Genomic DNA, 23,966 nt, shown 5'->3' on the forward strand with positions numbered 1-23,966 from the left:
TAATTAGTTTATTTATATTTGTTATCTATATCTTAGCATAATATAATATAGTTGTAACAACCTGATTAATAGTGATTGTTATCTTTTAAATAGTACGAATATTTAGAAGATAATGATTAAAGAGAAACTTAATTTATTTTTGGATTTTGATATTATTTCGGATGGGAGAGATAGTAATGAGAGAAATTCATGCAAAAAAAGGGTTAGATATCGAATGTAAAGGTTGGGAACAAGAAGCAGTACTACGAATGCTATATAATAACTTAGATCCAGAAGTAGCGGAGCACCCAGAAGAGCTTGTGGTATATGGTGGTATTGGTAAAGCTGCTCGTAACTGGAAAGCCTTTGAAGCTATTGAAAATACATTAAGAGATTTAGAAGCAGATGAAACAATGCTTGTACAATCTGGTAAACCAGTAGCGGTATTTAAAACACATGAAGAAGCGCCACGAGTATTAATTTCAAATTCAGTTTTAGTACCTGAATGGGCGAACTGGGATCACTTTAATGAACTAGATAAAAAAGGCTTAATGATGTATGGCCAAATGACAGCAGGTAGTTGGATTTATATTGGTTCACAAGGTATCGTTCAAGGTACTTATGAAACATTTGCTGAACTTGGTAATCAAGAATATCAAAGTGATTTAACTGGTACAGTAACACTTACTGCTGGATTAGGTGGTATGGGCGGTGCACAACCACTTGCTGTGACTATGAATAATGGTGTAGCTATTTGTGTAGATGTCGACGAAAGTCGTGTTGATAAACGTGTCGAAACAAAATATTGCGATATCAAAACTAACGATTTAGATGAAGCATTAAAATTAGCTGAAGACGCTAGACAAAAAGGGGAAGCTTTATCTATTGGATTAGTAGGTAATGCAGTAGACATTCACAAAGCTATTTTAGACAAAGGATTTAAGATTGATATTATTACTGACCAAACAAGTGCACATGACCCATTAAACGGTTATGTCCCACAAGGTTACTCAGTTGAAGAAGCTAAAAAACTACGTAAAGAAGATCCGAAAAAATATGTAGAATTATCTCAAGATTCAATGGCCAAACATGTTGAATTAATGCTTGAATTCCAAAAACAAGGTGCTGTTGCGTTTGATTATGGTAACAATATCCGTCAAGTTGCATATAACAACGGTGTGAAAAATGCATTTGATTTCCCAGGATTTGTGCCGGCATATATTAGACCATTATTCTGTGAAGGAAAAGGTCCATTCCGCTTTGCAGCGTTAAGTGGTGATCCAAAAGATATTGAACGTGCAGATGAAGAAATGAGAAAGTTATTCCCAGATAATGAAAAATTAATTCGTTGGTTAGATCTTGCAGAAGAAAAAATTTCTTACCAAGGTTTACCATCAAGAATTGCATGGCTAGGCTATGAAGAACGTGCCAAAATGGGTCTAGCACTTAATAAATTAGTGCGTGATGGTGAAATTTCTGCACCGATTGTTATCGGACGAGATCATTTAGATTCAGGTTCAGTAGCAAGTCCAAACCGTGAAACAGAAGGTATGCGTGACGGAAGTGATGCAGTAGGTGACTGGGCTGTACTTAATGCATTAATTAATACAGCAGCAGGTGGCTCTTGGATTTCATTCCACCATGGCGGTGGCGTAGGTATGGGTTATTCATTACATGCTGGTATGGTTGTTGTTGCAGATGGTTCAGAACGTGCAGATCGTCGATTAGGACGTGTATTAACTACAGATCCGGGTATGGGAGTAGTAAGACACGTTGATGCTGGTTATGACATCGCCATTCAAACGGCAAAAGATAAAGGCATCAAAATTCCAATGATTGATGAAGCAGGTGATAAATAATGAACGATTTAATTATTCAAAACATTAAAGAGCTTATTTTACCAAAATCAACTGATCGTCCTTTAAAAGGTGCAGAACTTGATCAACTAGATGTGATTGAAAATGGTACGGTCGTTGTGAACGATGGCAAAATTGTATATTCAGGACCACATACTGATAAATATGATGCTGAACAAGTGATTGATGCAACAGGTAAAGTTGTGTCACCATCATTGATTGATGCACACACGCACTTAGTTTTCGGTGGCTCAAGAGAACATGAAATGTCATTGAAACGTCAAGGTAAATCTTATTTAGAAATATTAGAGTCAGGTGGCGGTATTTTATCAACAGTTAAAGCCACACGTGACATAAGTGAAGAAGATTTATTCAAAAAAGCTGAACACGATTTACTAACAATGATTCAACATGGTGTTTTAGGTGTTGAAAGTAAAAGTGGTTATGGTCTAGATAAAGAAAATGAATTGAAACAATTAAGAGTATCTAATCGTTTAGCAGAGAAATACGGTTTAGATATGAGACACACCTTCCTAGGACCACATGCGGTTCCAGAAGAAGCAGAGTCTAATGAGGCGTTCTTAAATGAGATGATTGAACTTTTACCAGAAGTTAAAGAATATGCAGACTTTGCAGATATCTTCTGTGAAACAGGTGTATTCTCAGTTGAAGAATCTAGACATTATATGCAAAAAGCGAAAGAGGCAGGATTTAAAGTTAAAATTCATGCAGATGAAATTGATCCACTTGGTGGTCTAGAGTTAGCTATTGATGAAAATGCAATTTCTGCTGATCATCTTGTTGCTTCAAGTGCAGAAGGTAAAGCTAAATTAAAAAATAGTGACACAGTAGCCGTATTATTACCAGCTACGACATTCTATTTAGATAAAAACGATTATGCAGATGCAAGAGGCATGTTAGATAATGATGGGGCTATCGCTATTGCAACTGACTACAATCCTGGTAGTAGCGTAACTAATAACTTACAATTGGCAATGGCAATAGCCGCATTAAAATTAAAACTTTCACCAAATGAAGTTTGGAATGCTGTAACAGTTAATGCAGCAAAAGCAATTGATTTAGACGCAGGTACAATCAATGAAGGTGACAAAGCTAACATTGTTATTTGGAATGCGCCGAACCATGAATATATTCCTTATCACTTTGGTATTAACCATGCTCAAAAAGTGATTAAAGATGGTAGAGTCATTGTGGATAATGAATTTTCATTAGACTAGGACAAAGTGTTCATTGATATGACCGTGCCGACGTTGTCGGTACGGTTTTTTGTTTATAATAAAAGGAAAAAATATATTTTTAGAAAAGTTTGACAATTATGTTAGTATATATAGAAAAATAATTTTAGGTTGAAAGGGATGGAGATATCAATGACTGGTTATACAGATTACGTGAATTGGCGACGTACATTTCACCAATTCCCTGAAATATCAGAGAAAGAATATGAAACTACGCAACGACTTAAACGTATATTAGAAGCACATGATATAAAAATTTTAGATTTACCGTTAGATACAGGATTAGTTGCAGAAATTGGACAAGGGGACCAAATGATTGCGATTAGAACTGATATAGACGCACTACCTATCAATGAGCAAGTTGAACATGAATTTACATCAACCAATCAAGGTGTCATGCATGCATGTGGTCATGATATTCATATGGCAAGTATATTAGGGGTTGCAACACAATTGAAAGCCCAAGAGAGTGAATTAAATGGTCGAGTGAGAATCATATTCCAAGCGGCTGAAGAGCTAGGTCATGGAGCTAAAAAGGTAGTAGATACAGGGGCATTAGATGGTGTGAAAGCAGTATTAGGATTCCATAATTATCCAACGATGGACATTGGTGACTTTGCTATAAAGAAAGGGCCTATTACGTCTGCTGTAGATCGCTTCGAATTTGAGATTAAAGGAAAAGGGGCACATGCTGCTAAACCAGAACAGGGTAATGACCCAACCGTTGCTTTAGGTCAACTGATTAATAGTTTACAAACGATTGTAAGTAGAAATTTATCTGCTTTTGATAATGCAGTTGTTACTATTGGTGAAATTTCATGTGGAAATACATGGAATGTCATTGCCGATCAAGCCTATGTACAAGGGACTGTCCGTTCATTTAAACCAGAACATAGAGCATATATCAAACAACGAATGAATGATATTGCTGATGGTTTAGCACGAACATTTAATATACAGGTAGATTGCCGATATACACGACTTCCTGGAACAGTAATTAATGATGATGAATTAACTGATATGGCGATAGAAGTAGCAAAAGATATCGGTTATCATGTCTCAATGATGGATTTACCATTAACGATTGGTGAAGACTTTTCAGGTTATACAGAAACGTATCCTGGTGTATTTGCATTCATAGGATCTAATAGTGAGTATGACTTACATCATCCTTTATATGATCCAGATGAGCGTATTTTAGAAAAAGTGCCAACTTATTTTGTGACACTGGCGAAACGTCTTCTGAATCAATAGTCACTATACATTGTATAAAGATAATATGATTAACATCTGGATAACCTTGGGTATATGACAACATATACAAATTGAGGAGATGAATTTAAAATGTCAGCACAAGATCCTAGAAATAAATTCAAATCAACAGACTATGAAAAACAAGAGCAGCCACTTCCAGGCTTGCAAAGTCAATTAACGCCTGAACCAGATTGCGGTGAGACATCATACGTCGGACACGGGCGATTAAAAGGATATAAAATGTTAGTCACAGGTGGCGATTCTGCCATTGGACGCGCAGCAGCTATTGCTTATGCTAAAGAAGGCGCAGATGTTGCGATTAATTATCTTCCAAGTGAAGACAAAGACGCACAAGACGTTAAACAAGTGATTGAAGAAGCGGGACAAAAAGCAGTGCTAATACCTGGTGATATACGTGATGAACAATTTAACTATGACATGGTCGAAGAAGCACATCAACAGCTTGGTGGACTTGATAATGTAACATTAGTCGCTGGACATCAACAATACCATGATGATATTCGAGGATTTGATACTCAATCATTTAAAGAGACATTTGAAACCAATGTATATCCAATATTTTGGACAGTACAAAAAGCATTAGAGTATTTACAACCTGGGGCATCAATTACTACAACGTCATCTGTTCAAGGATATAATCCAAGCCCTATCTTACACGACTATGCCGCCTCAAAAGCTGCCATTATCTCATTGACGAAAAGTTTATCAGAAGAGCTTGGCGCAAAAGGTATTCGTGTCAATTGTGTGGCACCAGGACCATTTTGGTCACCTTTACAAATTACTGGTGGACAACCACAACGTAATATTCCGAAATTCGGTAAAAATACACCACTTGGCCGTGCAGGTCAACCTGTTGAACTATCAGGAACATATGTACTTTTAGCATCTGAAGAATCAAGTTATACAACCGGACAAGTCTTCGGTGTGACAGGCGGCATTCAAATTAACTAATGAATAGCAGTTGGTCGATAAAGTGTTAATACTTTATCGACCATTTTTTTGTGACAAATTATATGATAACTATATCCAATTTTATTATGAATTTGGAATAAAAATATGTTTAATGTAAAATAAAAATATAAAATTATTAACCTTTTTAATGAATGGAATTTAATTAAAGAATACAGATATATCTAAGGGATAGGTAATTTATACGACAAATTGCAATAGAAATCTTATATCTAAAGGAGGTAATAACATGGTGAAAGATACGTTTATAAGGATTGCTCCGTTCATAATAGGTATAATCGCTATAGTTGTATTTTCGTTATTTACTACGAATCAATGGTTTTTAATCATTTTAATACTTTTATTTGCGCTTACCAATGCATTAAAAAATCTGTATTTTGTTAATAAAAATATTAAAAATCATATCATATGGATTAATAAAACAATCGACCGGTTATTAGGTATTATTATCGGTTGTTTATGGATTGTATTTTTTATGATGATATTATTTCAACAAAATTATACATGGATTACTTTCTTAATTGTATTGGTAACTATGACGTTTGTTTTTTATATAGAAACTAAATTACAAATTGATGATGATACGCAAAGGAAAAACCATCGAGATTATAAAGTGATCTCTCAACAACGTGAACGACAATTTAAAATACTGATGATTAGTATGACAACCATTTCTATTATTTTAATGATGGTATCACTTTATTTAAAATGGTGGGTCGCCTTTGGTATAGCTATTGCAATGTTATTCGTAGTTGCTGTTGCATTAATTATTTATGAAAAATATTTTACGACGAAGTTTTAATTTATGATTGACGTCATAGGAATTATCTTGTAACGTAAACGTTAAATATGAATCACTTATCAAGAGAAGTGGAGGGACTGGCCCTATGAAGCTTCGGCAACATTGAATCATGTGCCAATTCCAGTAACCTATCTAGGTTTGAAGATAAGGGGAAAATCGTTGTAGATGGACCTCTTTTCTTTATCATAAAGAAGAGAGGTATTTTTTGTAAGGAAGTAGGTCTAATGATGAAAGAAACTAAAAAGGGTAATGCTTGGGCGTTATTTCCGTTATTATTATTTATGTTGTTATTTTTAGGTGTAGGTATCATCTCGGGTGATTTCACGACGATGCCGTTAAATGTTGCGATAACGATTACAGTAATCGTTGCTTTGTTGATGAATCGCAAAGAAAAATTTGCCACTAAAGTTGAAGTGTTTACTAAAGGTGCAGGTCATTCAAATATTATTTTAATGATGCTTATCTTTATTTTAGCAGGCGCATTTTCTACGACTACAGAGAAAATGGGTGGTGTGACTTCTACTGTAAATTTGGGATTGTCTCTCATCCCTGAAAATTTAATTATAGTAGGTTTATTTATCATTTGTATGTTTGTTTCTATTTCAATGGGAACATCAGTAGGCACAGTAGCAGCTATTGCACCAGTAGGATTTGGATTTGCACAAGCTACAGATGTATCTGCAGCTTTAGCTATGGCTACAGTTGTTGGTGGCGCTATGTTTGGAGATAATCTTTCTATGATTTCTGATACTACGATAGCGGCTGTACGTACACAACATACGAAGATGAAAGATAAATTTAAAGTAAACTTTAGAATTGTTTTGCCAGGTGCGATATTAACCATAGTTGTACTATTTTTCCTAACAAATGGAATTTCCATGGATCATTCTAAAAGTTATGATTTCCAATTAGTTAAAGTCATTCCGTATTTATTGGTGTTGATACTAGCGCTAGTTGGTGTCAATGTGATTATCGTCCTTATTGGTGGGACAGTTTTATCTGGAGTCATTGGCCTTATTGATGGCTCATTTGGTTGGAAAGGATTACTAAGTGCTGTATCTAAAGGAATTATAGGTATGGAAGATATTGCTATGATTGCCTTATTAATTGGTGGTTTAGTAGGACTTATTCAACATAATGGCGGTATAGATTGGTTGTTAAATGTAGTCAGAGGTCGCGTGAAATCTAAACGAGGAGCTGAAATAGGCATTGCCAGTTTAGTAAGTGTGGCAGATATTGCAACAGCTAATAATACTATTTCAATCATTATGTCAGGACCATTAGCTAAAAATATTGCAGATGAATATGATGTTGATCCACGTAAATCAGCTAGTATTTTAGATATATTTGGTGGGTGTTTCCAAGGCTTATTACCATATAGTCCTCAAGTGATTTCAGCTGCAGGAGTAGCGGGCATCTCACCATTCTTACTCGTTCCTTATAGTATTTATCCTATCATGCTTGGTGTATGCGGATTGATTGCTATTTTAATTGGTTATCCAAAATTAAAAAACAAAGCATAAAACGATTATAAACTGAGACGATTTAGTCTCGGTTTTTTAATTGATAAATAGAACAGTACAGAGAAAATGTTTCAAGTCAGCGTTTTAATGGTAAACTAGACTAAATGTGTAGAAGCGCAATCTTTTTTAATGTATAAATGTTTGGAAGTTTGAACAAATACGTTAAAATAGTATTAAGAGTGAAAGTAGGTGACTGAAAGTGGCAAAGTATAATGTGGAAAATGAATATGTAGAAATTGATATTGAACGTTTATTAAAATATTCACCAGAAACAATTTATGAAGCTTGGACGAAAGAAGATATTCTCAAACAATGGTTTATGACGTCGAAACGTACGAATAAATCATTTGAAGCTGATGTCCAAGAAGGTGGTAAGTATCGTATCGTTGATAGTAGAAATGGTAAACAAAATATTATCGAAGGTACATACGAAGAATTAGTCATGGATGAATTTATTAAAATGACAATAGGTATGCCAGGCTTAAGTAACGAGGAGGATATTATAGAAGTAGAATTCTTCGAACGTGAATCAGGTGGCACCCAAATGTTCTTCTATTATCAATCATATATGGAACGTGAAAGAAGATTAACCAATCTTGAATACAAACAGAAAAAGAAAGAATACCATGATTCAACTGCGCATGGATTTGAACTTATGTTTGACAAAATGAATGCAGTATTAGAAGAAATTGAAGAACAGAAAAATAATTAATTTGAATTAATCAATAGTAATATATAAGCCAGTAAATGAATTTAAGAAAGTTCATTTACTGGCTTTTTATCTTTATAGACAAAATGATTATTTGAGTTCACCTTTTTCTTTCCGTTCATTATATTTTCTGAGTAGTGTTTCAAAGAAAATATGATAACTAATAAAACTTGAATAATCAGTGCCATCATTTAAATAGAATGTATTACTAGATACATACACATTATAATTTGCTTGTTGGGCTAACGTATTATCTTTCATCGTTGTGACTGAGATAAAATATTTTTGTCTCAATTGCAATAGCTGTGTTACTTCTTTTAATTGATAAGTTTCACCAGATAGCGAAATGATAAAGAAAAGGTCTTGCGGTACGGTTTTGTTTAAGACCATTTTTAATTCGTGTTCATCATAAAGAATAATGATGTTTTTATGCATTGTTAATAATATTCTTTGTGCTTCTTCAGCCACATTGATTTGAGCTCTACCCGTTCCATATAAATATATCGTTCCAGCATCATTCATTTTATTAGTTAGTAGCTCATAATCTATACGATCTAAATAATTAAATGTATTTTCAATTTCCTGTCTAAATGATTCGATAGAGTCAGAAGGTAATTGATTTTTCTTTTCACTTTCAAATTTTAAAAATGATTTGAAGTCGCTATAACCATCAAATCCTAATTTTCGTGTAAAGCGATGTATTGTAGCGTTTGAAGCATGTGTATGTTGTGCCAAGTCTTGAATTTTTAAATTTTTACATAAATCAACATGGGTATTAACGAAATTCGCAATTTGTAAATCATTGTCATTAAGTTGATTAAAGTTCGCATTCACACGTTCATCTAGAAACATGACGACACCTCATTTATTAGTGTTGAAAAAATTTTCATCATAAGAAAACATAATCTGATTATACAAAATACTTTCAAAATGCGTCAATGACGTTGTGGTTATGTAAGCGTTTACTATATATTAGAAATAAGATATGACATTGAAAGGAATGATTTAAACTCATTTTCAATGTGGAACAGAAAGAAATTGGGATGTGGAGGTTATTATAATGAATGCAATCAAACGTTTTGGTAGTGCAATGATTGTACCTGTCTTGATGTTTGCTTTCTTTGGGATTGTACTGGGGTTTGCAACATTATTCAAAAATCCAACTATTATGGGTGGTTTAGCAGACCAACATACATTTTGGTTTAAATTTTGGTCAGTGATAGAGTCTGGTGGTTGGGTTATATTTAACCACATGGAAATTGTATTTGTAGTAGGGTTGCCACTATCTTTAGCTAAAAAAGCACCAGGCCACGCAGCACTAGCTGCATTAATGGGCTATTTAATGTTTAATACATTTATTAATGCGATATTAACACAATGGCCACATACATTTGGTGCCAATTTAGAAAAAGGTGTTGAAAATGTTACTGGCCTAAAAGCAATTGCTGGTATAGAAACATTAGATACTAATATTTTAGGCGGAATTATTATTTCAGGGATTATTACATGGATTCATAATCGTTATTATAGTAAACGTCTCCCAGAAATGTTAGGTGTATTCCAAGGATTAACATTTGTAGTGACGATTTCGTTCTTTGTGATGTTACCTGTCGCGGCAATTACTTGTGTGGTATGGCCTACAGTTCAACATGGTATTGCGTCAGTACAACACTTTATTATCGGATCAGGATATGTAGGTGTGTGGTTATATCATTTCTTAGAAAGAGTATTGATTCCAACCGGTTTACATCATTTCATTTATGCACCTATTGAAGTGGGCCCTGTCGTTGTCAATCATGGACTTAAAGCGGAATGGTTGCAACATTTAAATCAATTTGCAGAGAGTAGTAAGCCATTAAAAGAACAATTCCCGTACGGATTTATGTTACAAGGTAACGGAAAAGTATTCGGTTGTTTAGGTATTGCATTGGCAATGTATTCCACAACACCAAAAGAGAATCGAAAAAAAGTGGCTGCATTATTAATACCGGCAACACTTACAGCTGTAGTCGCAGGTATTACAGAACCATTAGAATTTACATTCTTATTTATTGCACCATATTTATTCGTATTGCACGCATTACTTGCAGCAACAATGGATACAATCATGTATGGTTTTGGATTAGTAGGTAACATGGGCGGTGGTGTTTTAGACTTCTTAGCTACAAACTGGATACCACTTGGTAAAGAACATTGGATGACATATGTGATTCAAGTGGTTATTGGTTCAATATTTGTAGGTATTTATTATGTATTATTTAGATTTTTAATATTGAAATTTGATATTCCGTTACCAGGTCGTCGTAAAAATGAAGAAAAAGTTAAACTATTCTCTAAACAAGATTACAAAGAGAAAAAAGGCGAAGGCAAGGCATCAAAGTCTCAATCAACTGGAAATGAATATGATGATAAAGCAGCTTATTATTTAGAAGGTCTAGGCGGTAAAGAGAATATTAAAGATGTTACAAATTGTACTACTCGTTTACGATTAACAGTTAATGATGAAAACAAAGTAGAAGACAGTAGTTATTTCACACATAATCAAATGGCACATGGTCTAGTTAAAAGTGGGAAAAGTGTACAAGTCGTAGTCGGTATGTCTGTACCACAAGTGAGAGAAGCATTTGAACACTTAGTATATGATAACGACGGAAAATAAATATATAAAAGGGATTCTGAAACATTGTAGTTTCGGAATCCCTTTTGTTTAATACTTGGATAAGTGGACGAATTATGAAATTCTTGCTTTATTAATCGCCTTAGATTTATATCCTGCTGAAAGAATATCTATGTTACGTGTTGCTACTGTATGTAGTAATTTAGAAAAAATATCAGGAGGACAAATGATACTTGCACAATTTTTATTTAATGTATAGCTGATATCATAATGATTCATATACATATTCATAATATCGATCACTTTGTCTTTGATAAATGCGTCTTGCAAGCCATCGATAGATAATTCAAATCGTTTAGCAGATTGGTACAAACGCTCTGAATCAAGTAATTCGTCTAAGTGCTTTGGTGATAAAATTTGGTAGATGGTAAAGTTATGAAAACTTAAAAAGGTAATAAAGTAAGGTAATTGTTGTTTAGGTAAGCTGACTTCTAAAGCGTACATACCTTGTTGTTTAAAGATTTGGTATTGAAATGATTCACAAAACTTAAGTTGTTTACAAAGCTTTGATAAAGATTTGCGTGATGATCGCGACTTTAAATCTGCGATATTGATGATATAGGTTTCAAATTTGTCTATCAACATGTTATGCCTCCCAATTGCTAACATTCGTACGTGGCTCAAATAATATATGGTTAAGTAGGATATTTGTTTTTTTATTTCGTTAAATTGATTGTACCACGCTTCTTTTTGATATTCACTAGGACTTTTGAATGAAGGTTAAGTAGAATATAGATGAGAAGCTAGTGAAATCAAGTGTATCATGGTGTATAGCATTTTATTAAAATCTCATTACAAAGAATTGATACATCTTAAAATATCGAAAAATTCTGAAAATGATATTGTTCATACTTCTGTGTTGTGATAATATTTGTCATTATTAATGATAAAGGATGTGTTTATATGTTGGACCGTATGAGTCAATTTGCGACTAAGACATTTATATTTTGGATGTTAGTGGCAGCTATAATCGGTTTTGTGTTTCCATCACAATTGTCTATATTAGGAGGATTTGTCCCTTACTTATTAGGTGTTGTCATGCTAGGAATGGGGATGACGATTGATCCCAAAGATTTTAAGATTGTTTTACAATCACCCAAACCTGTCATTATCGGAGTGATTTTACAGTTTACGATTATGCCAACATTAGCTTTTCTGATTGCCAAAGGTTTTTATTTACCACCAGAGATTGCAATTGGTGTCATTCTAGTTGGTTGTTGTCCAGGAGGAACATCTAGTAATGTCATGAGTTACTTAGCTAAAGCAAATGTAGCATTATCTGTAGCAATTACAAGTGTTTCAACACTGATTGCACCTTTTGTCACACCAGCACTGATTTATCTTTTTGCGCATGAATGGCTAAATGTATCATTCACAAGCATGTTGTGGTCTGTTGTTCAAGTGGTACTTATTCCAATTATCATTGGATTTATTTTCCAAAAGATAGCGCACCAATTTGCTCATAAAGCAGCAACAGCATTACCACTCGTGTCTGTTATTGCGATTTCACTTATACTGGCAGCCGTAGTTGCAGGTAGTAAAGCACAAATTTTAAAAACAGGATTGCTCATTTTTTTAGTTGTCATATTACACAATGTGTTAGGATATACAATTGGTTATCTATTAGCTAAAGTGTTTAAAATGGATTATCCAGATAAAAAGGCGGTTGCTATTGAAGTGGGTATGCAAAATTCTGGTTTAGCAGTTTCGCTTGCTACCGTTCATTTCAGTCCTTTAGCTGCCGTACCTGGGCAGTGTTTAGCTTAGTACACAATATTTCAGGGCCTATTCTTGCTAAGTATTGGTCGTCTAAAAGTAAGCGTCTCTAATACACATTTGAGGGAAATGTAAAGAGTGATTATGTTAAAATATGAATCAATGAGCATGTTTAACTTAAGAGAGACAAAGGAGCATATATTATGTACAGAGCAGTTGTATTTGATTTTGATGGTACGATTATCGATACAGAAAAACATCTTTTCGATGTCATCAATAAACATTTAGCAAAACACAACGAAGCACCCATATCGTTAGCATTCTATCGTAGATCGATAGGTGGTGCAGCAACTGAACTTCATCAGTATTTAGAATCATTACTTGGTTTAGAGAAGAAAGAAGCAATATATAAAGAACATAATGATACAAGTAGCCAACTTCCAATGATTGCAACGATTGAAAAATTAATGGCATATTTAAAACAACGTCACATTCCAATGGCTATTGCCACTAGTAGTCATAGAGAAGATATACTGCCTACTTTTCATAAATTAGGTTTAGATGAATATATTGATGTCATTGTAGGGAGGGAAGATGTTTCTAATGTCAAACCTGATCCTGAACCTTATTTAACAGCGGTGCAACAATTGAATTATAATCCAACAAATTGTTTAGCAATAGAAGATTCAGTTAATGGCGCAACTGCTGCCAATTTAGCTGGATTGGATGTCATCGTTAACACTAATGTGATGACAGAAGAACAAGATTTCACTTCAGTGAACTATGTTGCCAAAGATATAGATTTTGATGATATTGTTCAACGCTTTTTCGAAGTGAAATAGGAGGTGTGTCATGTTATACACGATTCTTTTTTTTATAGCGGGCCCACTTATTATTGGGATAGGTAATTTAATCTTAGGTCCGATATTTAATAAACGTGTCCCATTTCATGTGCATGTAAGATCATTTGTAGTAGGAACAGCTATTTATTTGATTTTAGCTACAATTGGATACTTTCTTTTATTACAAGGTAAACTATAAAAAAAGCCCGTTTCAGATTGAGATCATTAACTCATTTAGAAACGGGTTTCTTCATATATCAAATAAGTTGCTACATGACTTTTAATAGTAATGTAACTAAAATTAATACGATCAAAATCGCATCAATACCAACCATTATGGCAAAACGTGTTGTCTTTTGACCTTGTGATTTTGCTAATTTCATGGCTTTATAATTCGGTATAAAACTTATAATTAATAAAATTAAAATGATGACGCCAATCAATACTGACATTAACGTTGACCTCCATTTCGTTTTTCAATATATTCCCAAATAAAACCAGCTAAGATACCGATAACGATTCCTATTATAACGCCTGTTTGAATCTGTGATATCAATGCACCAATCATTAAACCAATAATGATTGCTATAGGTAATGTGGTACCAAATTTTATTTTTCTCTCTGGAGAATCTAAAACAGTAAAAGCAAATACATAAATTAAAAAGAATGCAACTGCAGCTAATATAGATTTACCAATAAGTGGTATTAAATTCGGGTTTTTAACTGAAAAATAATTGAGTAAGAAAAAGATAATTAAAAATATAGCTGAAATTTTAAATGCTTTTTTAATTAATGTTTGACTCATAACGAACTCCTTAATGATGATATGAAAAGTATATCATAAACCATAATTGTAGAAACGTTAAAGATACTTAATTGGATATATAAGTAAGACTTTAAATCATCTAAATAAGAAAATCTAAAACAGTAACTGTTATCCTATTTCAAAATTAAAAAAGTCTTGTATGATGTTCTTTTTAATAAAAATTATAAAATAGGTTGTTTATTGTAAATGTAGTAAAATTGCGGTTTTGCAAAAGACTGTTATGTCAGTTTTGTAAGCGATTTCAATAAATTGTTAAAATATTGTTTCAATTTCGTCATTTTATAGTATAATTGCGTAAATAAGATTATTATTATTTTATCTTAGTAAAAAGAGGTGGGTTATTGTTATGGAGAATAATGAATTAAAAAGGGGATTGAGTGCACGTCAGATGCAAATGATCGCACTTGGCGGTACGATTGGTGTAGGTTTGTTTATGGGAGCAACAAGCACCATTAAATGGACTGGACCATCAGTGATATTTGCATATTTAATTGCGGGTATATTTTTATTCTTAATTATGCGAGCAATGGGAGAAATGATATATATTAATCCGACAACGGGTTCATTTGCTACGTTTGCAAGTGATTACATACATCCAGCAGCAGGTTATATGACCGCTTGGAGTAATATATTCCAATGGGTTGTTGTTGGTATGAGTGAAGTAATAGCAGTAGGAGAATATATGAATTATTGGTTCCCGAACTTGCAAGCTTGGATTCCGGGAATTATAGCAGTTCTATTATTAACAGCAGCTAACTTAGTATCCGTTAAAGCATTCGGTGAATTTGAATTTTGGTTTGCATTGATTAAAGTTGTAACTATTATTTTAATGATTATTGCTGGATTTGGATTAATTTTATTCGGAATTGGGAATGGAGGACACCCTGTCGGGATTTCTAATTTATGGTCACACGGTGGATTTATGCCAAATGGTATTGTAGGATTCTTCTTTGCATTATCTATTGTCATTGGTTCATATCAAGGGGTAGAATTAATTGGTATTTCAGCAGGAGAAACAAAGGATCCACAAAAAAATATTGTCAAAGCAGTTAATGGTGTCATTTGGCGTATATTAATTTTCTATCTAGGCGCTATCTTTGTTATCGTATCAGTTTATCCGTGGGATGAATTAGGAAACATCGGTAGCCCATTCGTAGCAACATTTGCTAAAGTAGGGATTACATTTGCAGCTGGATTAATTAACTTTGTTGTATTAACAGCAGCAATGTCTGGTTGTAACTCAGGTATCTTCAGTGCGAGCCGTATGATTTATACATTAGCACGTAAAGGTCAATTACCTAAGATATTCACTAAAGTAATGAAAAACGGAGTACCATTATATACAGTATTAGCGATTTCTACAGGTATTTTAATTGGTGCATTATTAAATGTTATATTACCAATGTTCATAAAAGGTGCGGATAGTATTTTCGTATATGTATACAGTGCATCTATTTTACCTGGTATGATTCCTTGGTTTATGATTTTATTTAGCCATATTCGTTTTAGAAAATTACATCCTGAAGAAACGAAAAACCATCCATTCAAAATGCCTGGTGGTATGGTGGCAAGTTACTTAACAATTGCATTCTTAGTTATTGTTCTAATTGGAATGTTATTTAACAAAGAAACAGTAGTTTCTGTAGTGATTGGTATTATATTCTTAGCTATCGTTACTATTTATTATTTCATTAGATATAATAAAGCAGAACAACAAGCAAAAAAAAATAATACATTAAAATAGTGTGAATTTTAGAGATGTTGAGACATAAAGTTTTTGTGCTTTGGGAAACCGATTAACGGGGGCCTTAAAGAAGGATTTTCTGTAGGAAATCCTAAACGCTTTTGTCCTAACCTCTTTTTTCTTTCGAGCTATAGAATTGAAAAAGATACAGTCTAGACACTCATTAATGTCTAAACTGTATCTTTTTTAATGTTTGAAATCAATATTGGAAAGATGCTTTCTATAATTATCTAATGCCATTTTTGATTGTGTAATGAAGTCTAACGACGATTGATAATTAAGTGCTATATAACGATAATACAGTATATCAATCGTAAACATTTGTGCAAATAATGATGTAGTCGCACCCATTCGCATTTCATTTTCGTCAGATTGTCCATAATCTAATACAATATCTGACATTTGAGAAATAATATTTTTTGATGAACTTGTAATTGTAATAATTGGAATATGATAGTCTACTACAACTTTAGCAATGGCTTGCATTTCACTTTGCATTCCATTATTAGTGATGAAAACCACACAATCTCGACTATTACAAGACGCTAACATAGTAGTGAAAATATGTGTCTCTTGTACAAGTTGTACATTCATTCCAATGCGAGATAGCTTTTGATATAAATCAGTTGCAACGACAAATGAAGCGCCATAACCATATATGAAGATGCGATTCGATTGTTTGAATTGATCACAAATACGATCAATGGTTTTATCGTTCAGTGCTTCATTGGCATTATTCAAAGCGCCTTTAGCACGTGAATGCATCTTCTTTTTTAGCGACGCTGTACTCTCATTGTCTACTAATTCCACATTATAGACCGTTGTTTCTTTTGGTAAATATTTAGATAAGCCAATTTTTAATTCGTGGAAACCACCTTCAGTGACTTTTTTGCTAAATCGAATAATTGAAGATGGACTTGTATCTAGTTCTTGTGCTAGATCTTGGGAATTCATCTGCACAACATGGTGTGGTGCATTCAAAATATAATTTGCTATTTTTTTCTCATTTTTTGTTAAATAGGGATACTGGTTATCTATTTCATATAAAATGTTTGTCATTTTAATCACCCAGTTTATTAGAGTTTCTCATTTCTTTTGTTGTTCCGAATAAATAAGTCATGATAAATCCACCGATATAAGCTGACAGTAACCCAGCTATATAACCTAAATACATATTATCTGATATCAGCGGTAATAGAGATAAGCCACTAGGTCCTACAGCTTTAGCTCCGATATGGCCAATGCCACCAATGACGGCCCCTCCAATACCTCCACCAATACAAGCAGTGAAGAATGGTCTTCCAAGTGGTAAGGTAACACCGTAAATCAGTGGTTCACCAATACCTAAGAAACCAACAGGTAATGCACCTTTTAATGTGTTTCTCAGTGGTTGATTATGTCGACATCGAACCCATAATGCTAATGCAGCACCAACTTGACCCGCACCAGACATTGCAGCTATTGGTAGTAAATAGGTTGCACCAGTACTGTTTATGAGCTCAATATGAATTGGCGTGAAAATATGGTGAAGACCTAACATCACTAATGGGAGGAAAAATGCACCAATGATAAATCCACTAAAGATGCCACCAACGTCTATTACCCAATTGACGACATGAACTAAACCATCTGATACAAACCCAGCAATTGGCATTATAATGAAAATAGTTAATAATCCAACCCCGAGTAGTGAAAGTGTTGGTGTGACAATAATATCAATAGCATTTGGTGTTACTTTATGTAGTTTTTTCTCAATGATACTTAGTATCCAAACAGCAAATATAACACCTATAATGCCACCTTGACCAGCAACGAGTGGTTCACCTGTGAAAATATTTTGAATTGGATTTTCATCAGTAAGACCGGTTAATAGTGTTGTACCACCAATAACACCACCTAAACCAGGCGTCGCGCCAAATACTTTAGCACTATTAATACCAGTGAAAATGGCTAAATATGCTAACATACCGTCTTTAATCACATTTAATATAGTTACGAGTTGTTTCATAAAATCCCCAGAAATCATATGGGCAGTAAGCATATTGTTGAGCACAGCTGCAATACCACCGATTAAACCTGCACCAATAAATGCGGGGATTAAAGGAATAAAGATATTTGAAATTGATTTCAAGAAACGTTGCCACTTACTTTGTTTCCTTGATTTTTGGTAGTGCTTTTTATTTTCTTTTGCAAGTGCTTTCGCTTGAGATTGATAACTTTGATTGTCCGAATAGGAGATATCTTCACCTAACGGTACATGGCTGTAATCTGCCATATGTCCTGCCACTTTCTCTACTACACCGGGACCCACAATGATTTGAAGTGTTTCATCTTCAACGATGCCTATGACACCTTCTATTTGATGTAACTCATCATAATTGACTATATCTGGATTCTTAATGGATAACCGCACTCTAGTCATACAGTGCATGATACGCTGTATATTATGCATTCCACCTACAGCATTGATGATTTCTTGTGCGAGTCTGTCTTCTTTACTCATAGAATTAGCCCCCTTAACCTTTGATGGCTTGCTTAATCACTCCATTATGTTTTAATAATTTGTTTTGTGCATCATCTTTAGTTGTGTCACATAAATACATCACAACAGCAGTTTTAATGTTTTGATCGGCTTTTTCATAGAGTAACTTGGCTTCTTCGTCATTTAAATCACATATATCTTTAATAATTCGAATTGAACGTTGAATTAATTTTTGATTTGTTGGTTTCAAATCGACCATTAAGTTATCGTAAACTTTACCAACACCAATCATCGTCATGGTAGATATCATATTGAGGATGAGTTTTTGGGCAGTGCCTGATTTTAAGCGAGTTGAACCGGTTAATACTTCTGGTCCAACAGGTACTTCTAATGCATATTGTGATAACTTACTCATCTCACTGTTAGTGTTGCAAGAAAGAGATACGCTTACGGCACCAACCTCGTTTGCAAAGGCTAACGCTGCTTTAACGTAAGGTGTACGTCCACTAGCAGAAATACCTATTACTATGTCTTTTTTAGATAGTTGAATTGCCTTTAAATCATCTTTACCTTGTTCTTCATTATCCTCCGCACCTTCAACAGCTTCTGTCATAGCCTTACTTCCACCGGCAATAATTCCTATGACTTCATCGGGTGAAGTATTAAATGTAGGTACACATTCTGCTGCATCTAAAACACCTAATCTACCACTTGTACCTGCACCAATGTATATCAATCGACCATGTTGCTTGAATTTAGAGATCGCTTCTTTGATAACTTTTGTTAATTCAGGAATGATCGGTTCTATTGCTTTAGGAACGAATTGATCTTCGTCATTCATCGTTATAAGTGCTTCTTGAATTGACATTTCATCTAAATGCATGGTCTCTGTATTACGTGATTCAGTCGTTAAATGATTCAATTGTCATTGCTCCTTTAAACATTTAAATTCAAAAGTATCACCTGGTTTTATCAATTGGATAAATGGGTGATCCTGGTTATAAATTCGTGCAATACGATTGATATTTGGATGTCCTTGAAGTGGTGATTTAATTACTTGTAGTTCACCTTCATAACGACCATTCAGATGATTATCTATGGTAACATCTCCAACTAATCTTTGTTTGACACCAATAGCGTCAATAGATTGATTAATGAAATGTCTAGATTCATGTGATCGTATGACATGTTCAGGCGAATCAACTCTTGAATGATGCTTAGTAAATAATATATTAGATAAGTCATCATTGATGTTTTTTGTAACCTTAACACGCAGTTCAAAGTGTCGTTGGACACACATTTGATAAAGTTGACGCGCTAAATTTAAATCAAACCCAGTATCTCCAATAATAATATTTGAGATACCAATGGATTCTAATTCATGAACTGAGATAGATGGATGCTGATTACGATGTACCTCGATGGTCGGTAGACCTTTAAATATAGGACCTCGTAATTCAGTTCCTGGAATGAAGGCATACACGTCTGCCGTGGAATCAAAAGAATGGATGAGTTCATTTTGTTGTTTGACAAATGTCGCACTTAATCCTGTATCTGGTCTTGGATAATAGTTATGACAGAATACGAGTGATTGTATATTTGAATGACGATATAGCGTGGATAATTCAAATTGCGTTATCGTACTTGCGTTAATACAACAGCGATAACCGTGTTGCTGTATATCATGAATAAGATTGGTATTAAGGTCGTGATCAATTCTGATAACAAAATCCCCATGAGCGTATTGATCTAATAAACTGTAAAAGTGGTGATTAAGTAAAGAAGGATTCACATCAATAATAAAGGTGATTGAATATTGAGATAATAACTGACACAGTTCCCTAAAATGTATCAGTGTAATCTGATCATCCTCTTCGGGTATTTGCAGAGAAGTAAAAATAGTATCGTATCCCTGAGATACCATTGATTGAATATAAGATGTATTCAATTTACTACCTAACGAGACCGAGAAACCGAGCATGATCTTCCTCCTCATTTATAAGCTTAATCATATCCGATTATAACGCTAATATTAGTCATTTACAATTTACATTTTAGAATTAGGTTTATTTTTTTACAAAAATATTAATAAATAAAATAAATAGTACTTTGTGAGAATAAAATGCGTAAAATACAGTAGGAAATAAGTAGAATTAAAAAGTGAGATTTTTGAATTGTACAAGGGTACGATATATCATATTTTGATATTCAATGATATGTTGAAATATGTCGCCATAATTAATAGTATGAAGCGGATGTTCAATGAGGTAAGAAATCAAATTTTGATAATGAACGAAATGACTTAAAGAAGTATAGTTAAGAAATGTTGAATTCGTCTTAATCCAATTATTTTCTTTAATGATGAATGTGTTAAATTCAATTAATGATGATTCGAATTTGCTATAATGTGACATTAAGTAATATTTCAACATTTCAGTATGTGTGATAAGTTGTGTTAATTTTAATTCAATATGGTTTAATGTTTCTTGAGAATTCATAAAGCCTCCGTAGAAGTTAAATGTAAAAAGAAAGGAAATATAGATATGAAACTTTCAAACAAAGGGTACCGTTTTAAAGATATTGCTTGGAGAGATTTATTTTTAATACCAATTATCTTTGTAACAATGTTGATATGTTCAAAGATAGGTGTAAACATATTAAATACGCATTATATACATACAGATAGATTAATGAGTGAGATGGTTGCTACTGTTGCTCAAACCATGAGTTATGTTATTGCCATTTTATGTTTTTACCTTATGCATGTAAGTTCTTTTCCAGAACGTATGAAAAATGGGATAAATTATATCAAAAAGCATTGGAAGTTTTTAATTGTGATGTTCATTATCTCAATATGTGCGTCAAAAGCCTATGAATGGATAATGGAATTATTACCTCAATCATGGCAATTTAATGAAACACAGAATGAATTAGCATTAAATCAATTATTTAAGACGCCGCTATTTTTACCAATCACTTTTATATTGATAGTGATAGTTGGACCTATCGTCGAAGAAATCGTATTTAGACACATCTTAATAGGAGAGTTGGGCAAAAAGTTTAATTTTATTTTTATGGGGATGGTTTCTGCTATTACATTTTCACTAATCCATGTAAGTGGTGCTAAATCACCATTAGAATTTGGTGCATACTTTATACTGGCAGTTATATTAGTGTTTGTTTATTTAAAGTCAAACAGAAATTTAGCTTCTTCTATTACAATTCATATACTCAATAATCTTTTATCATTTATGATCACGATATATACAATTTCTATGTAAAACACAATAATCCCAACTGATTACACGTGTAGGTCAGTTGGGTTTAAAAATTGTTGGTAATTATCAATCGTAATATCCTGAGTTTTAATGGTTTTTTCAAATGAGTAGGAGATATCTTGTATATCTTTAATAGGTAGTTCTCGTGTAGAACCTAATCCAATTTCAAATACCACAGCATGCCATTGACCATCTTTACACAATAAACCAATAAAGATAACATTCTCTGCAATAGTTTGATCTTCTTCAAAAAAATCTACAAGCATGACATTACGTTCAGTACAATAAATTAAAATATCGGAAAAGATATTAGGAAGTGTTATTTGTGCGGTATCTTCGAATTTAATATAGTAATCCATTTTTTTTAATAATTTTCGTACACGAGTTTGAGGTAAGGTTAAACATTGTTTAAGTATCTCTTGAATTTCTTTAGTATAAGGTAGCGTAGAATAAGATTGACTTTCATTTAAGGTAAGAAATAGTGCAGACAATTGACTGTCAGTCAAAGTAAGCGAAATTTTAGATTGTGCATCTTGAATTTTATAACCACCCTGGCTGCCATGTGAAGCATGTATTTGAACGCCTTGATTTTCTAAATCATCAATATCTCTAAGAATGGTGCGCTTAGATACATTAAAACGTTTGGCTAATTCAGTTGCAGTTATTTTATTACTTTGTTGTATTTCTGTTATTAAGCGATTTTGTCGTTCTAACTTATTCAATGAAAGTCACCTCCAAATTAACATTACATATTACAATAATTATATCATATAAGCGACAATGATCACATTTCTAGCGCATTTTTGGATTAAAAAGTGAAAAAATGGGTCAAAAAAATATCAGAAAACGCTTACAAAAGAAAACGCTTTATGTTAATATATTATTTGTAACAGGGGGAGCGATTAACAAAGGGGTAGAGCTATATAACAGATAGCTGGTAATCGTTCGAGTTACACTAAAACATCTTCAATATTTATTACTTACTTTCCTTTCTATTTGTCGGCTAGCATAAGACTAGCCGATTTTTTTTATGGTAAAAAACATGCAATTAGATACTGGCATGTTACTATAGCTATTAATACAATAAATTTGAATAATCATGATAAATCATTAATATTTTTAGATATATAGGAAGGTGTTACTAATGCATTGCAATGACTTACGCAAGATAGATGAAATGATAACAAAATGGTTGAAAAACATTGATCAAATCATTCCAAATTTAATAGCAGAAATGGAAACAGATACTAAGTTAAATCGCTTTGATTTGGTGACAAATGTGGATAAACAAATTCAAAATGAATTCCAGGTATTTCTACAAACACATCTTGAAGGTCATCAGTTATTTGCAGAAGAAAAAAATAATGATGAGATAGATCCTAGACAAGGACATGTTTGGATTATGGACCCTATAGATGGTACGGCCAATTTGGTAAAACAACAAGAGGATTATTGTATTATTTTAGGTTATTTTGTAGATGGAGAACCTAAACTGTCATACATATATGATTACCCACATCAGCATTTATATAAGGCTATTGAGAATGAAGGGGCATTTGATAATGATCAAGCGATGAAACAACCGATTCATATGGATATCAAGGAAGCAATATTGTCATTTAATACACAAGTCATGAATGATGAAACGATTCATCAATTATATGATGCATCATTTAGCCATAGAATTATTGGTTCTTGTGGATTAGATTCAATCAGGGTGATTAAAGGGCAATTTGGTGCACATATCAATACCAATCCTAAACCTTGGGATATTGCAGCACAATTTTTATTTGCGAAAGAACTTGGTTTGAAAATGACATCGTTAAATGGTGGGTCAATAGATTTATCGACGGCCGCGCCATTTATTATCAGTAATGAAGGATGTTATTCAGCCGTACTAGAAATTTTAAATAGTAACTCGGGTTATGAAAGATGATATCAATGGGCGTCATTAAAAATCATTATTCCATTTTCTATTAAGATTAATATATTACAATAAATTTCACATAATAAGACTTTAGAAGTATAGTAA

General features: G+C 33.3%; 23 protein-coding genes, 1 pseudogene and 1 riboswitch. Of the genes and pseudogenes, 14 read left to right on the forward strand and 10 right to left on the reverse strand.

The features are described from left to right. The first annotated feature begins 176 nt into the window (after positions 1-176). The 7 genes from hutU (at position 177) to JX000_RS02660 (ending at position 8,372) form a co-directional block, all read left to right on the forward strand. On the forward strand, positions 177-1,838 hold the full coding sequence (gene hutU, locus JX000_RS02630; RefSeq protein ID WP_002451967.1) for a urocanate hydratase: 1,662 nt from the start codon (positions 177-179) through the stop codon (positions 1,836-1,838). Next, on the forward strand, positions 1,838-3,073 hold the full coding sequence (gene hutI / locus JX000_RS02635) for an imidazolonepropionase (protein ID WP_002451968.1): 1,236 nt from the start codon (positions 1,838-1,840) through the stop codon (positions 3,071-3,073). Before hutU ends, hutI begins: the two co-directional genes overlap by 1 nt. Before the next feature lie 150 nt (positions 3,074-3,223). Next, positions 3,224-4,345, forward strand: coding sequence for an amidohydrolase (locus tag JX000_RS02640; protein WP_145505502.1), 1,122 nt, complete (start codon positions 3,224-3,226; stop codon positions 4,343-4,345). A gap of 90 nt (positions 4,346-4,435) precedes the next feature. After that, complete coding sequence (locus tag JX000_RS02645) at positions 4,436-5,317, forward strand: SDR family oxidoreductase (protein ID WP_002451970.1); 882 nt, start codon at positions 4,436-4,438, stop codon at positions 5,315-5,317. Between the two features lie 247 nt (positions 5,318-5,564). Continuing rightward, complete coding sequence (locus JX000_RS02650) at positions 5,565-6,137, forward strand: hypothetical protein (protein ID WP_002451971.1); 573 nt, start codon at positions 5,565-5,567, stop codon at positions 6,135-6,137. Positions 6,138-6,190: 53 nt separating this feature from the next. Beyond that, positions 6,191-6,288: riboswitch (SAM riboswitch) on the forward strand. Positions 6,289-6,364: 76 nt separating this feature from the next. Then, on the forward strand, positions 6,365-7,660 hold the full coding sequence (locus tag JX000_RS02655; protein ID WP_037552513.1) for a Na+/H+ antiporter NhaC family protein: 1,296 nt from the start codon (positions 6,365-6,367) through the stop codon (positions 7,658-7,660). 199 nt (positions 7,661-7,859) lie between these two features. After that, the gene (locus JX000_RS02660) at positions 7,860-8,372 is read left to right on the forward strand and encodes an SRPBCC family protein (RefSeq protein WP_002451973.1); all 513 of its coding nucleotides are present in this window, start codon (positions 7,860-7,862) and stop codon (positions 8,370-8,372) included. Between the two features lie 87 nt (positions 8,373-8,459). Here the strand turns inward: JX000_RS02660 and JX000_RS02665 are convergent, their stop codons facing one another. Further along, complete coding sequence (locus tag JX000_RS02665; protein WP_002451974.1) at positions 8,460-9,221, reverse strand: MurR/RpiR family transcriptional regulator; 762 nt, start codon at positions 9,219-9,221, stop codon at positions 8,460-8,462. 208 nt (positions 9,222-9,429) lie between these two features. On the opposite strand from JX000_RS02665, the gene JX000_RS02670 reads away from it, so the two are divergent. After that, positions 9,430-11,028, forward strand: coding sequence for an alpha-glucoside-specific PTS transporter subunit IIBC (locus JX000_RS02670; protein WP_206140851.1), 1,599 nt, complete (start codon positions 9,430-9,432; stop codon positions 11,026-11,028). A 72-nt stretch (positions 11,029-11,100) separates the two neighbouring features. On the opposite strand, the gene JX000_RS02675 is transcribed toward JX000_RS02670, so the two are convergent. After that, positions 11,101-11,631 (reverse strand): hypothetical protein, encoded by a 531-nt coding sequence (locus tag JX000_RS02675; RefSeq protein WP_002451976.1) that lies wholly within the window; start codon positions 11,629-11,631, stop codon positions 11,101-11,103. A 318-nt stretch (positions 11,632-11,949) separates the two neighbouring features. Between JX000_RS02675 and JX000_RS02680 the strand changes: the two are divergent. The 3 genes and pseudogenes from JX000_RS02680 (at position 11,950) to JX000_RS02690 (ending at position 13,803) form a co-directional block, all read left to right on the forward strand. Continuing rightward, positions 11,950-12,875 (forward strand): annotated as a pseudogene (locus tag JX000_RS02680) (bile acid:sodium symporter family protein). Positions 12,876-12,965: 90 nt separating this feature from the next. Further along, complete coding sequence (locus JX000_RS02685; RefSeq protein ID WP_002451978.1) at positions 12,966-13,604, forward strand: HAD family hydrolase; 639 nt, start codon at positions 12,966-12,968, stop codon at positions 13,602-13,604. Between the two features lie 10 nt (positions 13,605-13,614). After that, complete coding sequence (locus tag JX000_RS02690; protein WP_002451979.1) at positions 13,615-13,803, forward strand: hypothetical protein; 189 nt, start codon at positions 13,615-13,617, stop codon at positions 13,801-13,803. Between the two features lie 70 nt (positions 13,804-13,873). Here JX000_RS02690 and JX000_RS02695 read toward each other — a convergent pair whose 3' ends face one another. Further along, positions 13,874-14,056, reverse strand: a complete 183-nt coding sequence (locus JX000_RS02695; protein ID WP_002451980.1) for a hypothetical protein — start codon at positions 14,054-14,056, stop codon at positions 13,874-13,876. Then, positions 14,056-14,409 (reverse strand): hypothetical protein, encoded by a 354-nt coding sequence (locus tag JX000_RS02700; RefSeq protein ID WP_002451981.1) that lies wholly within the window; start codon positions 14,407-14,409, stop codon positions 14,056-14,058. The genes JX000_RS02695 and JX000_RS02700 overlap by 1 nt, the downstream gene beginning before the upstream one ends. A gap of 367 nt (positions 14,410-14,776) precedes the next feature. On the opposite strand from JX000_RS02700, the gene JX000_RS02705 reads away from it, so the two are divergent. Beyond that, positions 14,777-16,174 carry an amino acid permease gene (locus JX000_RS02705; protein WP_206140852.1) on the forward strand — a complete coding sequence of 466 codons (1,398 nt, stop codon included), beginning with the start codon at positions 14,777-14,779 and terminating at the stop codon, positions 16,172-16,174. Positions 16,175-16,360: 186 nt separating this feature from the next. Here the strand turns inward: JX000_RS02705 and JX000_RS02710 are convergent, their stop codons facing one another. From JX000_RS02710 to JX000_RS02730, 5 genes are all read right to left on the reverse strand, one after another. After that, positions 16,361-17,233 carry a MurR/RpiR family transcriptional regulator gene (locus JX000_RS02710; RefSeq protein ID WP_075778195.1) on the reverse strand — a complete coding sequence of 291 codons (873 nt, stop codon included), beginning with the start codon at positions 17,231-17,233 and terminating at the stop codon, positions 16,361-16,363. Between the two features lies 1 nt (position 17,234). Beyond that, positions 17,235-18,677 (reverse strand): PTS transporter subunit EIIC, encoded by a 1,443-nt coding sequence (locus JX000_RS02715; RefSeq protein WP_002451984.1) that lies wholly within the window; start codon positions 18,675-18,677, stop codon positions 17,235-17,237. 13 nt (positions 18,678-18,690) lie between these two features. Next, positions 18,691-19,578, reverse strand: coding sequence for an N-acetylmuramic acid 6-phosphate etherase (murQ, locus tag JX000_RS02720; protein WP_145505487.1), 888 nt, complete (start codon positions 19,576-19,578; stop codon positions 18,691-18,693). Positions 19,579-19,581: 3 nt separating this feature from the next. Beyond that, positions 19,582-20,637 carry a MupG family TIM beta-alpha barrel fold protein gene (locus tag JX000_RS02725; RefSeq protein ID WP_206140853.1) on the reverse strand — a complete coding sequence of 352 codons (1,056 nt, stop codon included), beginning with the start codon at positions 20,635-20,637 and terminating at the stop codon, positions 19,582-19,584. A gap of 172 nt (positions 20,638-20,809) precedes the next feature. Beyond that, a complete protein-coding gene (locus JX000_RS02730; RefSeq protein WP_107532643.1) occupies positions 20,810-21,154 on the reverse strand; it encodes a hypothetical protein in 345 nt (114 codons plus the stop codon). A 45-nt stretch (positions 21,155-21,199) separates the two neighbouring features. On the opposite strand from JX000_RS02730, the gene JX000_RS02735 reads away from it, so the two are divergent. Further along, on the forward strand, positions 21,200-21,937 hold the full coding sequence (locus JX000_RS02735; RefSeq protein WP_107546764.1) for a CPBP family intramembrane glutamic endopeptidase: 738 nt from the start codon (positions 21,200-21,202) through the stop codon (positions 21,935-21,937). Positions 21,938-21,957: 20 nt separating this feature from the next. Here JX000_RS02735 and JX000_RS02740 read toward each other — a convergent pair whose 3' ends face one another. Then, positions 21,958-22,656 carry a helix-turn-helix transcriptional regulator gene (locus tag JX000_RS02740; RefSeq protein WP_002450258.1) on the reverse strand — a complete coding sequence of 233 codons (699 nt, stop codon included), beginning with the start codon at positions 22,654-22,656 and terminating at the stop codon, positions 21,958-21,960. A 422-nt stretch (positions 22,657-23,078) separates the two neighbouring features. Here JX000_RS02740 and JX000_RS02745 point away from each other — a divergent pair, with 422 nt between their 5' ends. After that, a complete protein-coding gene (locus tag JX000_RS02745) occupies positions 23,079-23,870 on the forward strand; it encodes an inositol monophosphatase family protein (protein ID WP_002450259.1) in 792 nt (263 codons plus the stop codon). Positions 23,871-23,966 lie beyond the last annotated feature (96 nt).

Source organism: Staphylococcus sp. SB1-57, from assembly GCF_017086425.1.
Lineage (GTDB): Bacteria > Bacillota > Bacilli > Staphylococcales > Staphylococcaceae > Staphylococcus > Staphylococcus warneri_A.